Source organism: Pseudodesulfovibrio senegalensis (genome assembly GCF_008830225.1).
Taxonomy (GTDB): Bacteria; Desulfobacterota; Desulfovibrionia; order Desulfovibrionales; family Desulfovibrionaceae; genus Pseudodesulfovibrio; species Pseudodesulfovibrio senegalensis.
Genome location: NZ_WAIE01000001.1, coordinates 1,234,789 through 1,247,930, shown reverse-complemented (window position 1 = coordinate 1,247,930; position 13,142 = coordinate 1,234,789). Strand labels below are relative to the sequence as shown.

Here is a 13,142-nt window from a genome sequence, read left to right as displayed (position 1 = left end):
GTGTTTTTTGTTAAGTTTCGCTCATTTTTTTAAATATTCCACATATTGCCGATCTGTCTGGTTAATGTGGTTGATTATCCAGTCTTCAAGAAAACTGTCCACACTGGCCGGAAACACGTACCGTTTGTCCCTGTTCAATTCCATGACCTCACGCGTGATGCGTCGATGTTCGTTTACGTGTTCTTCCATATGAGGATATTCCCGTTTCTGCATGAGCGCTTCCTCGCGGGCAAAGTGGCTGGTGGTGTATTCGAGAAGACGGTCAAAAAGGCGTGCGATCGCTTCATGTCCGGCATTTTCATTGATGGCTTTTTGGAAGTCCTCCGCATATTTGACCAAAACACGATGTTCCGAGTCAATGCTTGGTATGCCGAGCAAGAGTTTGTCGGACCAGCGTATGGCGTTTGCAAGATGGCAGTCTGAACATTCGTCCGAGCGGACCAGTACGAGCAAGGAATCCCCATGCGCCAGAAGGAGTTCATTTGACGGGTTTTCGGTTTCCGCGCCGTCGATTCGTTTCAGGGCAATGGCGGCAATGCCTGCTGTCTGTTGCAGCGCATCCTTGACGGAAACCGGAGCGTCGCCCAGGTTGCGAAATATCTTCAGGCCATGCCCCATGACAGCGTTGTGGCCATTTTCCACCGCCGGGGATTCGGTGACACCGGCCTGCCGAGCAAGGATGTGGGCAATCTGCTCTCCTCCCAGTGCCAGCGGATAAACCACCGTATTGGCTCCGGCCCGCAGCATACGGTACTCAATGGCCGGGTCCGAACCCCGGGCAACGATGTATATGTCTGGATTCAGTTCTCGTGCAGCCAGGGAAATATTGATGTTGGCCGCATCGTCGTTAATGCACAGTACTATGTATTCGGCTTTGCGAATACCTGCGGAAAGCAATACGCCATCGACAGCAGCATCGCCACACAGTGCCAAATACCCTCGTTGCCTGGCTTCCCCCAATTGCTCTTCCTTTGAATCCACTACCACGAAATCAAGCCCCAATTCGAAAAGTTTGAGGCAGATGGCCCTGCCGATCTTGCCATATCCGCAAACAAGCGTGTGGGATGACACTTTGTTGATTCTGTCTTTCATCTTGCGTTTCTCATAAAGGTTTCGAGCCCCGGCTTGCACGATTACCTTGGCCACCTGTGTTGCAAAGACGGCAGCAAGGCCGAGACCTGTAAAAATGAGTCCTATGGTAAAGATGCGCCCTGCTGTGGAGAGTTCGTGTATTTCACCAAAGCCGATGGTGGTGATGGTTATGACGGTCATGTACAGGGCATCAAGTAGGCTCCACCCTGTTTCCAGGAACATGTACCCCATCGTGCCTGCGGCAAGTACGATAAAAATGGCAATCAGAAGCTGTATGTGTTGGCGCGGTTGTGACGTCATATAGAGCGAGTACAAAATGCGTTGCGAGAAGGCAACTCGAGTTTGATCTGTCTGAATGGCCCATCATCATGTGACAAAAATCACAATAACGTATGGGCATACCCCTGAATAAACAAAAAGCCCGCCGACATTGCTGCCGGCGGGCTGAACAGTCATTACCGACCAGATATTAGCCTTCAAAAGCCTTGATGAAGTTGGGAGCAACCTGCTTTTTGCGGCTCATGACGCCTTCCAGCCAGATGGACTTGCCTTCGGGAGCCTTGCCAAAAGCCTTTTCGACAACGGAAACGTCGTCAGAGGCGATCAGCATTTCGGAACCTTCCTTCATGATGTCGGTCAGCAGCAGGAAAACGGAGTGGCGGCCATCGGCCTTGACCTTTTCGATTTCAGCCTGCAGACCTTCCTTGTGGGAGTCCAGCATGGACAGGTCCACGACTTCCAGCTGGCCGATGCCGACCTTGTTGCCGGACATGTCGAAGTCCTTGTAGTCGCGGAAGACCAGTTCGTTGGCGGAAGCGCCGTCAACAGCGGACTTGACCTTGAACATTTCCATGCCCAGAGCCATCACGTCGGCAACGCCGGCGATCTTGGCCAGTTCGTCGACAGCTTTCTTGTCAGCGTCGGTGCAGGTCACGGATTTGAACATGACGGTGTCGCTCAGAATGGCACAGAGCAGGATGCCGGCGATGTTCTTGGGAACTTCAACGCCGTAGAAATCATACATTGCCTTGATCACGGTGCCGGTGCAGCCAACAGGCCAAACCCACATTTCCAGCGGGTTGGGAGTGGTCACGTCGCCCAGCTTGTGGTGGTCGACAACGGCGACGATTTCGCCCTTTTCCAGATTGTCCATGGACTGGGACAGGTCGGTGTGGTCGACCAGAATGATCTGCTTGTCCGTGGCGTCAGTCACCACTTCCGGGGCGGAAAAACCGAATTTTTCCAGAACAAAAGCGGATTCGGGAGCAATTTCACCCTGTGCAATGGGCTTGGCTTCCATGCCGCGCTTGGTCCAAAGATCAGCAACCGCGATAGCGGAAGCAATGGTGTCGGTATCCGGGTTTTTGTGTCCAACAACTACGATAGCCATATCAAGTCCTCCTATTGAAATTACTTGAGAAAAATTGTTGATCAAGTCATTTTCAGAATGTTCGGATTATCACAATCTCTTACGGCTGCCAAGCTATTCCGGGCCAGATTGAGAAAAAAAGAACAAAAGCGATCCCGATACTCAGCACGACATAGGCCCGGCGAAGACGGAGGGCCATGACGCCTCCCAATGTTGCCGTTATCCAGAGGTGGGGCCATGTAATGTCGAGGCTTTGGAGAAAACTTGAAAAATTATACAGAAACCAGTCCAGTACCCAGTACAGGGCGAGGATCGTTATAAAAAACAAAACCCAGGATCCTGCGAATGCGGTCAGTGTGGAGCGTGCGATCAACAGGCCCGGAAGTCTTGGGTCCAGCGGCTTTCTGGACCAATTCAACAGTTGGTTGTAGCTTTTGCGTTGCTTTTCGCGCAGCAAGCCTTCGAGCCGGGCTCCGGCCCATGCCAAAGGCATACAAGCAAAGATGATGGCCAGAACCTGACCGGGAGCGGAAGCATTGAGCCATGTGCACAGACTGAGGGTTGCAAAGGTCGTAGCCGTGAGATGTGGTGGAATATAGGTTCCTGCCGGAATAAGGTCGAGCCAGAAAAGTTCAAAGAAAATGCTGATACTCAGTGCCATTTCGTAATTATTCGAGAAAGCGCCCCAAAAAAGACCGATAACCAGCGGACGTTCGAGAAGGCCAAGGCTGATTGTATTCCTGAACAGGGAAAAGACGGCAAAAAAAAGCGATACGAGCGCAAACCAGCCGACAGTTCCCACAGACATACTCACCACTTGACCTGCACAGTATCGTTGGGGACACACCTGAAGTCGAGGTCGATTCCGTTTTTGGCAAAAAAACGCAAACAGGCTTCGTCTTCTTCATTGACCGCCACACTGGGGGACAATTGCCGTTTGCCCGGGCTGTAATGCACGTTACCGATGTTGAGCGTTTCAAAGGCAACGCCCTGTTCATAGGCCCGGCGTGCGTCCGCACAGTTGTTGAAGAGGATGAGGTAATCCGAGTTGAGCGTTTCAATCGCGGTTTCGAGCGCACCAACCGAAACAAATATGCTTTCGATGTTACCCGGAATTGCCAGGGTCATGATCTGCTGCTGCATGATGTCGGCAGCCAACTGGTCATTGGCGACAACTATGGTTTTAACGCCTGTATACGGCAACCATGTCTCGATGATTTGCCCATGAATGAGGCGATTGTCTATACGAACCCAATCCATTGGCATAAATCCTATTTTTTTGCCGTACGTTTGCGCAGCAGTTCTCCGGCCACCACGATGCCCTGCAGGCCTGCATCCCTGACAGCGGCGGCCATATCCGATAATTTCATATCCCGTCCCTGCAACGCCTTGATGATCATGGGCAGGTTGACGCCGGCAACCACCTCGATTTCGTTTTCTTTCAGCAGTGAAAGGCTGAGAGTTGTGGGAGAGCCGCCGAACAGGTCGGTCAAGAGCAGGACTCCTGCCCCGACATCCGCTTGTTTGGCCTTGGCGCGAATGGTTTCCACTGTGGCGTCCACTTCCCTGTTGACGTCGACGCTGACGGCAAAGCATCGCTCCTGCTCACCGAGGACTGTTTCAGCCGCACGCACAAGTTCTTCTCCGAAATTACCGTGTGTGACCACGACAACGCCAATGGACTTGGTTGATTCGGACATGATTTATCCCAACTCCAGATGTCTGTGTTCGATTGTAGAGGAATATCCGGCTTCGCGTAATTGGCTGAAAAGACTTTCCGCGACGGAAACGGACCTGTGCCTTCCTCCTGTGCAGCCTATGGCCACAGTGATCCTGTGTCTGCCCTCTTCGGCATATAAAGGCAGGAGGTAGATCATGAAGTCCGTGAAGCGTTGCATGAACGTCGATCCGGGGTCGGTTTTGAGCACATAATCAGACACCTGTGCATCCTTGCCGGAAAGCTCCCGTAGTTTTTCATCAAAATAAGGGTTTGGAAGAAAGCGGAGGTCAAAAACAAGATCCGCCTCCAGTGGAACGCCATACTTGAACCCGAACGTCACCACACGCACACGCATTCCGCGCGGGTTGTTTTCAATATCAGTCCATTTCTCTTGGAGAATTCTTCGCAGATCGTGGATGGAATAGTCCGTGGTGTCCAACACCAGATCGGCGGAATCCCTTATGGGATCAAGTACTTCCTTTTCCATTTCCAAGGCCTGTTCAAGCCCGAGGTTCCTGGATTCCAAAGGATGCAGGCGCCGCGTGGTGGCATAGCGTGTGACCAGAGTTTCCGCGCGGCATTCAAGAAACAGAATGGTCAGGTCTATGCCCATTTTTTCCAATTGTTGATTGGCTTCTTCCCATTCCTGAATGAAATCGCTTTGACGGAGATCCATCCCAAGTACAAGACCACGATGCTGGGTTGTCTTGGGTTGAAACATCTCGGCCAGCTTCGGGAGCATTGCTGTGGGCAGGCCGTCCACACAGAAATAGCCAAGGTCTTCAAAAACCCGGAGAGCTGTACTTTTTCCCGATCCGGATAAACCGGTGACAAGGATGACCGGAAATGTTGAAGACAAAATGAAATCCTTGTTGGTTAGGCGTTTTTCAAGATTTGCCAAAGAGCCTTGGCGTCTTCGGCCTTGAGAAATTCCTGACGGAAGTGTTCATCCTTGAGCAGACGAGAGATATGGGCCAGCAGTCGCAGGTGCATTCCGGCCACCTGCTCCGGAGCCATGACAAGAAAAAAAATGTGGCAGGGCTTGAAGTCCAGCGCTTCGTATTCAATGCCTTTGGTGCTTCTGCCCACAACCACAGAAATCCTGTCGATGGCATCCAGTTTTCCATGGGGAATGGCTATACCGTCGCCGATTCCCGTGGTTCCGAGTTCTTCCCGTTCAAGAAGGACACGGACCGCCTGGTCCGTGTCCATTCCATTATTGTCCTTTTCAAGGGGGGCCACAAGTTCTGTCAGAACCTGTTTCTTGCTGCTTCCCGAAAGTTCCGGGACGATGTAGGCCTCTTGAAGATAATCACCAAGTTTCATGATCAGTGTCCAGGATCGATCAATCCGAAATCGCCGTTGTTTCGTTTATAAATGACGTTGATGCCTTCGGTGTCGGCATTGCGAAAGACAAGGAATTCGCCGTCCGTGGTGTCCAGCTGCATGGCTGCCTCGTCCACGGACATGGGTTTGGGCTCATAGGAGTCACTGCCGACGATTGTCGGGGTCCAGTTGCCGGATTCCTTTTCCAAAAAAGACAGATAGTCCATCTGGACGACCTTGTTGGCTCGGGCCTTCTTGCCGCGATCCTTCATCTTTTCGCGTAATTTGCGCAATTGCGCTTCCAGCTTGTCCAGCACCAAGTCGATGCTTGAATACATGTCCTCCGATGTTTCAAACGCAGACAAATGAATATTGTCCGCATTGAGCACAACATCGGCCTTCTGGCGAAACTTCTCAACCATGAGATTGACCTTGAGCTCGGCCGTGTCAGAATGGGACACGTACTTGCCGAGTTTTCCAAAGCGCTTTTCAGCATACTTCTTGAGATGGTCGGACGGATCGAAGTTCTTGAAGGTGAAGCTGATGTTCATGGACTACCCTCCTGAGTTTGTGGGTATTTGACAAGCCCTGTTAGAAAAACTCCTTTCGCTTTGAAGATGAGGCAATGCCCATTGCAGAACGATATTTTGCCACGGTTCTTCGTGCGATGTTTACATCGAGTTTTTCTTTCAGAATTTCACCGATTTTTTCGTCACTGAGCGGTTTTTTCGGATTCTCCTCGCTTATAAGTTGCTTGATGAGTGCCTTGACGCTCTCGGAGCCGACCTGAGAGCCATCCCCCAAGTCCAAAGCACTGTTGAAAAAGAATTTCAATTCAAAAATACCGTGGGGAGTGGATACGTATTTATTGGTCGTGATCCGGCTCACGGTGGATTCATGCATGCTGATGTCTTCGGCAACCTCTTTCAGGATGAGTGGCTTGAGTTTGGTCACACCCTCTTCAAAAAAGTCCCTCTGAAATCTGACAATGCTCTCAACTACTTTATACAACGTACGTTGCCGTTGGTACAGGCTTTTCATCAGCCATGCGGCAGATCGCATTTTTTCGGAAAAATAATCCTTTTCCTTTTCGTTGCTGGCCTTGAGATTATCCACGTAAAAGGAGTTCATTTGAAGACTGGGAAGGCCGTCATCGTTGAGCATGATGACGAACTCGTCTCCGAACTTGTATACGAAAACATCGGGGCTGACGTAATGTGGTTCTGTGGAGGAAAAATTCGTCCCCGGCATGGGATCCAAGGTTTGGAGGAGGTCAAGATAGGATTTGAGATCCTCCATGGATATCTTGAATTTGCGCACAAGGGGCTTGTACCGGTGCTTTTCAAGGTCCTCGAGATGATCGGTGACCAATGAAACCAAAACAGGATCGCTGTCAAACCCTGCTACCTTCATCTGGACCAGCAGACATTCCTGGGGGGTGCGAGCCGCTATGCCCACAGGGTCGAGCAGCTGCATCTTGCGGATCACCTTTTCCACAAGTTCGGCTTCCACAGGGATCATGGACATTATTTCGTCCACACTGGCCTTGAGGTAGCCGTTGTGGTCGAGATTGCCAACGACAACATCGCCTACGGCAATTTCTTCATCCGTAAAATTGGAAAGGCGCATTTGCCAGCTCAGATGTCCTTCGAGCGAAGGCTTGGAGGCCAGCCGTGCCTCAAAAGACATACCCTCTTCCGGGATTTCTGCGTCCCGGGAGTGTGATTGTTTCGAAGTACTGGAAAACTCACCAAGATAGTTCTCCCAGTCTGCATCCTTGACTAGGGCGTCGTTGGCATCTTCTGTGGCGGAGCGATCGTCTTCGACTTCGGACACGGCTTCATTTTCCGTTTCTTCAAGAAACGGATTCTCCAGCAACTCTTGCTGTACGGTTTCAACCAGCTCAAGCCTCGACAATTGCAGCAGCTTGATTGCCTGCTGTAATTGCGGTGTCATCACAAGCTGTTGAGAAAGTTTGAGTTGTTGCCTGAGTTCAAGTCCCATATACGTACCGTTCCGATTTTTCCTGTTGGGAAAAACTTGTTGTTATTTTTTATTTATCCTGCATGGATTTCGTGCAATCCGCAATGAGCAGGAACGAATTATACTAAATTTGAATCAACATAACCTATTGTGACTTTTATTTTTCCTCAAATCAAACTCTTTACATGAAAAAAATGTACCAATGTTCACAGCCGCTGTAAATCGGGAATTCGGGAAAAAGGGAACAATCCGGACGAAGCCGGTACAGGGAATGGAGGAGAATGGATTTAGAGGCAAAAATCCTCGCCCAGATAAATCTGTCTGGCCTGACTGTCCTGAACAATGACTTCCGGCGTGCCTTCAAGAATAATCGTACCTTCGTATACGAGGTATGCGCGGTCACAAATATTCAGCGTTTCACGCACGTTATGGTCAGAAATCAAAATTCCGATGCCCATACTTTTGAGTACGGAAATGATTTCCTGAATATCGATAACCGCAATGGGGTCGATACCAGCAAACGGTTCGTCAAGCAGAATGAAGCTGGGGTTGAGGATGAGAGCCCGGGCGATTTCCAGCCGTCTCCGCTCGCCACCGGATAGAAACATGGCGGGCTGGTCAGCCAACTTGGAAATTGTAAACATATCCATGAGTTCTTCGGCCCGGGCATTTTGTTGGCGTGGCGTCATGGAGGTCTGTTCAAGGATGATTTCAAGGTTCTGGCGAACCGTGAGTTTTTTGAAAATAGAACTTTCCTGTGGCAGATAGCTGATGCCAAGGCGGGCTCGTTCATGCAAGGGCTGGTCAGTTATGTTTTGGCCGTTGAAGGAAACATCCCCGGTGTTGGGCTTGACGATCCCCACCAGCATGTAAAAGGTCGTGGTCTTGCCCGCGCCGTTAGGACCGAGAAGTCCCACCACCTCCTGTTTGCCCAGGTTCAGGTTCACGCTGTGGACAACCTCTTTTTGTCCGTATCGTTTGCTGAGGTTCGCGGCGACCAGACCTTCCATGCTATTGTACCTTCAATCCCTTGGGCGCGAAAAAGATGGCCTCCACGCGCTTTCCCTTGTCGCCAACAACTTCACTCCTGTTTTCCCGGACATAGTAACGGATGACCTCGCCCGTGATGCTGTTGGGACCGTCCTTGAGCACAGGCTTTTCCTCCATGTACAAAACCCGTTTGCCCACATCATAGGTCAACTTGCCACAGGAGCCGGAGGTTTTTCCCTTTTTTGCCCGAACATTGCCTCTGGCCACGATCCGATCAATGCTGTCCACCTGAAACTTCTTTCCGTCCTTGGAGGAGAAATACGCGGAAATATTATCAGCCCAGAGTGTCAGGCCTTCGTGCTTGGCAATAACGTTTCCAACAAAAGCGACCACCTTGCGATTTTCGTCATAGGTCATGCGTTCGGCCGTGATGGACACAGGAACGCCGGAAGGCGTGGAAACAGCCTCGTCATTTGCGGGCGGAACCGTATCCACGGGAGCTTTGACTTGTCCGGCACCAGAAGCAGGTTTGCCCGGCTTCATGACCACCTGTTTCTTTTGGTTGGCAGGCGTGTTTTGTTGTTTTTGGGCCGGAGCCTGCTTTGCCACTGGTTTTTTGGCGACCTTGGCTGCCGGTTTGGCTTTTGGGGTAACGGCGGGCTTCGTCATTTTGACGGGTTTGAGATACTTGACGTTGGCATATCCCAAAGCCGCAGATTCCTTGCGTTCGGCCTGATTCATCCTGAACACGGCCACCCATCCGTTTTTGAGGAAATCTGTTCGAACCCGTTCACCTTTTTTCAGGGTCACAACATGTTCGGCTTTTGGGGTACGTCCCTTGCGAACGTTCAGGTTCCTGTCAGCCTGACGGACAACACCCCAGTCTGCGGCTATGGCCGGAATTGTCAAAGCCAAAAAAGCAATGGCGATATTCAGGAAAAAGCCTGTCCACGATTTCATGTTCAATTCTCCTGCTCGAAGCCTGTTTCCAGACTTTGGGGGATAATGGTGGCTTCGACGCCGCCTGCTGCAATCAGTTCCCGCGTTACGATATCGATTTCAACAGCTGTGGCGTTTACGGAAAGATCCGGTCTGTGAACGGAAACTCCGCCTTTGAGAAAGACTTTGCCGATGGCGCCTATGTAATCGAAATGCTGTGCCTTGAGGGCAAACATGCCGAATCGTCCGTCAATGTTGTCCCACAGCGTGAGGTTGTCGTTTTTCTGATCAATGTCGCCGCTATCCGCACGGATGAATACTTCCTGCCGGTCTTCCCCAAAAAAGGCGGTCAACTGAGGCATTTCAACGGTAACGAGCTTTCGGTCCTGATCGTATTTTGCCTCGCGTGCCTGAAGTTTCCACTGCAGGGCGCCATCTTTCCCCTGTACCAGCTCAATATCCGTTGCTTCCACGTCGGCGTCTTCCAGAACAGGACGTTCCGTGCGTTCTGCCGGGGCGGTTCTTGTGGCGGGCATATCCTTAGTTTCCGTGTGAACAAATTCTTTGACAAGATAGCCAAAAATCAGTCCGCACAAAAAAACGGCTCCCCAGAGAAAGATCGGACGCAAATTCATCTATTCGGCCCACTCCTGCCAGAGATCGTCGAATTGGCCGCGCTGCCTGAGAATGAAGGCGATGGCTTCGCGCACGGCCCCGTTGCCGCCACTGCGGTCCGACACCCAATGTGCCAATTCCAGAATTTCCGGCAAGGCGTTGGGAACGCTCATGGCCAAGCCAGCACGTCGCATGACGCCAGCATCAATCCAGTCGTCGCCCATGAAGGCGGCCTGTTCTTCAGAAACACCGACCGAATCACATATTTCCCTGAAAAGTGGTACTTTCTTATGGTTACCCGCATGGTAATGCTCAATGCCAAGTTCGCGAACACGCTTTTCCACGGGTTTCTGGTCCAAACCGGTGATAACGGCGATTTCAAGGCCGGCCGCCTGAGCCAGTTTAATGCCCAGGCCGTCCTGCACGTTGAAACGCTTGAAGGCCAAACCATCGTCGTCGTAATAGAGGCCCCCATCCGTGAGAACGCCGTCCACATCAAGAACGAGCAGTTTGATGCTTTTCGCTCGATCTTCTGGACTACGCATCAACAATCTCCCATATGGCCTTGAGTTGTCCGAGTAACGGTTCGAATTGGTCCAACGGCAGGCTATTGGGGCCGTCACATAGGGCATTGTCCGGGTCCGGATGCACTTCCATGAACACACCCGAGGCTCCGGCGGCAACAGCGGCCCGAGCCAGCACCGGAACGTATTCGCGTTGTCCGCCCGAGCAACCGCCCTGTCCGCCCGGCAACTGTACAGAATGCGTTGCATCGAACACGGCTGGGACGCCGAATCCCGTCATTATGGGTATGGATCGGAAGTCCACCACGAGGTTGTTGTATCCGTAGGTGGAGCCTCGCTCCGTGAGCCAGACTTTTTCATTGCCCGCAGCGCGCACCTTTTCCACGGCATTTTCCATGTCCCAGGGAGCAAGGAATTGTCCTTTCTTGATATTGATGATGCTGCCGGTTTTTGCCGCTGCGACCAGAAGGTCGGTTTGTCGGCAAAGAAATGCGGGAATCTGGAGCACGTCGGCCACTTCGGCTACTTGGTTGGCCTGTTCCGGCCAATGGATATCCGTGATAATGGGCAGGCCGGTTTCGCGCTTGACCTCGGCAAGAATCTCCAGCCCCTTTTCAATGCCGGGGCCGCGGTAACTGGACGCGGAGGTCCGGTTGGCCTTGTCGAACGAGCTTTTGTAGATGATGGTCAAGCCCGTTTTTTCGGCAATGCTCTTGATGACGCGGGAGGTGCTCAGGGCCATTTCCCGGCTTTCGATCACGCAGGGACCGGCAATGATGAACGGTCTCTGCGTGCATTTTTCGTGAAGCTTCGCGCTGTTCATGCGAATTACTTGTTTCCTTTTTCCGTTTTGGCGGCTTTGATAAACTCGCGGAAAAGCGGATGCGGACGCATGGGATTGGACTTGAATTCCGGATGGAACTGGCAGCCGAGGAACCACGGATGATCCGGCAGTTCCACAATTTCCACCAAAGATTCATCCGGAGCCGTGCCTGAAAGAACCATGCCGCCCTTGGAGAAATCTTCTATGAATTTGTTATTGAATTCGAAGCGATGACGGTGGCGTTCTTCGATGTTCGGAGTCTGGTAGGCTGCAAAGGCGTTGGTTTCCTTCTTGAGCTTGCAGGGATAGGCGCCGAGCCGCATGGTTCCGCCCTTTTCCGAAGATTCATCACGCACCTCTGTTTTCTTGGTACGGAAGTCGTACCATTCCTTCATGAGGTAGATGATGGGATACGGCGTGCTCAGGTCGAATTCTTCGGAGTTGGCGCCTTCCATGTTCAGCACGTTGCGTGCGTATTCGATGCAGGCGCACTGCATACCCAGACAGATGCCGAAAAACGGAATTTTGTTTTCCCGGGCGTGCTTGATGGAAAGGATTTTTCCTTCCACGCCGCGGGAACCGAAGCCGCCCGGGACCAAAATGCCGTCCAGTCCGGCCATCTTCTTTTCCACGTTCTTGGCCGTGATCTTTTCGGAGTTCACGTATTCCAGTTCAACCTTGGCGTTGTTGGCCACGCCGCCGTGGATCAAGGCCTCATGCAGGGATTTGTATGCTTCGGTCAAGTCAACATATTTGCCCACGATGCCGATCTTGACCGTATCTTGCGGGTTGTTGAGCGTGTCCACCAACGTTTCCCAAGGATGCAGATTTGCATTTTTAGCCGGGAGCTTGAGCAAAATGGCGATTTTTTGGTCAACACCTTGTTCATAGAATTTCAGGGGCAGTTCATAGATGCTCTTTACGTCCACCGCGCTGAACACGGCATCCGGGTCAACGTCGCAGAACAGGGCTATCTTGCGCTTGAGGTCCGTATCCAACTCAACCTCGGAGCGGCAAAGGATGATATCAGGCTGGATGCCGATGCTGCGCAACTCCTTGACGCTGTGCTGGGTGGGCTTGGTCTTCAACTCGCCTGCAGCCTTGAGGTACGGCACCAGCGTCAGGTGGATGTAAAGGACGTTTTCCTTGCCGATATCGTTCTTGAGCTGGCGAATGGCTTCAAGAAACGGCAGGCCTTCGATGTCGCCTACGGTGCCGCCGATCTCGATGAGCGCGACGTCTTCATCCTTGGGCATGTTCAACACGGATTCCTTGATCTGGTTGGTCACGTGCGGAATAACCTGCACAGTTCCGCCCAGATAGTCACCACGCCGTTCCTTTTCAATGACCGTGTTGTAGATGGAGCCGGAGGTGTAGTTATTGCGCTGGCTCATGGGAACGTCCAGATAGCGCTCATAATGCCCCAGATCCAGGTCGGTTTCCGCTCCGTCGTCGGTTACGAATACTTCACCGTGCTGGAAAGGGTTCATAGTCCCCGGATCCACGTTGATATAGGGATCGAGTTTCTGGATGGTGGCCTTCATGCCCCGGGCCTGAAGCAGCGCTCCGATAGATGCGGCAGACAGCCCTTTGCCGAGAGAAGAGAGGACGCCGCCGGTGATAAATATGAACTTGGTTTTCATCTGGAGGTATGCTCCTTGGTTAATCCTTTGAAAATAAACAAAAAGCCGCGTGGCGGCGTGTACTACTGCTTTGTTGACGGACGCCTTGGGCACAAGTATGTACTTGCCCAACGACGAG

The 13,142-nt window shown here is 51.9% G+C and carries 15 protein-coding genes; all 15 read right to left on the bottom strand.

Annotated elements, in window-relative coordinates; genetic code table 11:
- Nucleotides 1-21: 21 nt before the first annotated feature.
- On the bottom strand, nucleotides 22-1,392 hold the full coding sequence (locus tag F8A88_RS05890) for a bacteriohemerythrin (protein ID WP_151150135.1): 1,371 nt from the start codon (nucleotides 1,390-1,392) through the stop codon (nucleotides 22-24).
- Between the two features lie 169 nt (nucleotides 1,393-1,561).
- Nucleotides 1,562-2,482, bottom strand: a complete 921-nt coding sequence (locus F8A88_RS05885; RefSeq protein ID WP_151150134.1) for a manganese-dependent inorganic pyrophosphatase — start codon at nucleotides 2,480-2,482, stop codon at nucleotides 1,562-1,564.
- A 79-nt stretch (nucleotides 2,483-2,561) separates the two neighbouring features.
- Complete coding sequence (locus F8A88_RS05880) at nucleotides 2,562-3,263, bottom strand: PTS sugar transporter subunit IIC (protein ID WP_241667354.1); 702 nt, start codon at nucleotides 3,261-3,263, stop codon at nucleotides 2,562-2,564.
- Nucleotides 3,264-3,271: 8 nt separating this feature from the next.
- Nucleotides 3,272-3,721, bottom strand: coding sequence for a PTS sugar transporter subunit IIB (locus F8A88_RS05875; protein WP_151150133.1), 450 nt, complete (start codon nucleotides 3,719-3,721; stop codon nucleotides 3,272-3,274).
- 11 nt (nucleotides 3,722-3,732) lie between these two features.
- Nucleotides 3,733-4,161 (bottom strand): PTS sugar transporter subunit IIA, encoded by a 429-nt coding sequence (locus F8A88_RS05870; RefSeq protein ID WP_151150132.1) that lies wholly within the window; start codon nucleotides 4,159-4,161, stop codon nucleotides 3,733-3,735.
- A gap of 3 nt (nucleotides 4,162-4,164) precedes the next feature.
- Nucleotides 4,165-5,082 carry an RNase adapter RapZ gene (gene rapZ, locus F8A88_RS05865; protein WP_241667353.1) on the bottom strand — a complete coding sequence of 306 codons (918 nt, stop codon included), beginning with the start codon at nucleotides 5,080-5,082 and terminating at the stop codon, nucleotides 4,165-4,167.
- Complete coding sequence (locus F8A88_RS05860; RefSeq protein WP_151150131.1) at nucleotides 5,058-5,507, bottom strand: PTS sugar transporter subunit IIA; 450 nt, start codon at nucleotides 5,505-5,507, stop codon at nucleotides 5,058-5,060. Before F8A88_RS05860 ends, rapZ begins: the two co-directional genes overlap by 25 nt.
- Before the next feature lie 2 nt (nucleotides 5,508-5,509).
- The gene (gene hpf / locus F8A88_RS05855) at nucleotides 5,510-6,058 is read right to left on the bottom strand and encodes a ribosome hibernation-promoting factor, HPF/YfiA family (RefSeq protein WP_151150130.1); all 549 of its coding nucleotides are present in this window, start codon (nucleotides 6,056-6,058) and stop codon (nucleotides 5,510-5,512) included.
- Between the two features lie 40 nt (nucleotides 6,059-6,098).
- A complete protein-coding gene (rpoN, locus tag F8A88_RS05850; protein WP_151150129.1) occupies nucleotides 6,099-7,511 on the bottom strand; it encodes an RNA polymerase factor sigma-54 in 1,413 nt (470 codons plus the stop codon).
- A 266-nt stretch (nucleotides 7,512-7,777) separates the two neighbouring features.
- Entirely contained in the window at nucleotides 7,778-8,500 is a 723-nt protein-coding gene (gene lptB / locus F8A88_RS05845) for an LPS export ABC transporter ATP-binding protein (protein ID WP_151150128.1), read from the bottom strand.
- Nucleotide 8,501: 1 nt separating this feature from the next.
- Complete coding sequence (locus tag F8A88_RS05840; protein WP_151150127.1) at nucleotides 8,502-9,440, bottom strand: LptA/OstA family protein; 939 nt, start codon at nucleotides 9,438-9,440, stop codon at nucleotides 8,502-8,504.
- A gap of 2 nt (nucleotides 9,441-9,442) precedes the next feature.
- On the bottom strand, nucleotides 9,443-10,015 hold the full coding sequence (gene lptC, locus F8A88_RS05835; protein ID WP_241667352.1) for an LPS export ABC transporter periplasmic protein LptC: 573 nt from the start codon (nucleotides 10,013-10,015) through the stop codon (nucleotides 9,443-9,445).
- Between the two features lie 39 nt (nucleotides 10,016-10,054).
- Nucleotides 10,055-10,579 carry a KdsC family phosphatase gene (locus tag F8A88_RS05830; RefSeq protein ID WP_151150125.1) on the bottom strand — a complete coding sequence of 175 codons (525 nt, stop codon included), beginning with the start codon at nucleotides 10,577-10,579 and terminating at the stop codon, nucleotides 10,055-10,057.
- The gene (gene kdsA, locus F8A88_RS05825; RefSeq protein ID WP_151150124.1) at nucleotides 10,572-11,381 is read right to left on the bottom strand and encodes a 3-deoxy-8-phosphooctulonate synthase; all 810 of its coding nucleotides are present in this window, start codon (nucleotides 11,379-11,381) and stop codon (nucleotides 10,572-10,574) included. The genes F8A88_RS05830 and kdsA overlap by 8 nt, the downstream gene beginning before the upstream one ends.
- Nucleotides 11,382-11,386: 5 nt before the next feature.
- Nucleotides 11,387-13,024, bottom strand: coding sequence for a CTP synthase (locus tag F8A88_RS05820; protein WP_151150123.1), 1,638 nt, complete (start codon nucleotides 13,022-13,024; stop codon nucleotides 11,387-11,389).
- Between the last annotated feature and the right edge of the window lie 118 nt (nucleotides 13,025-13,142).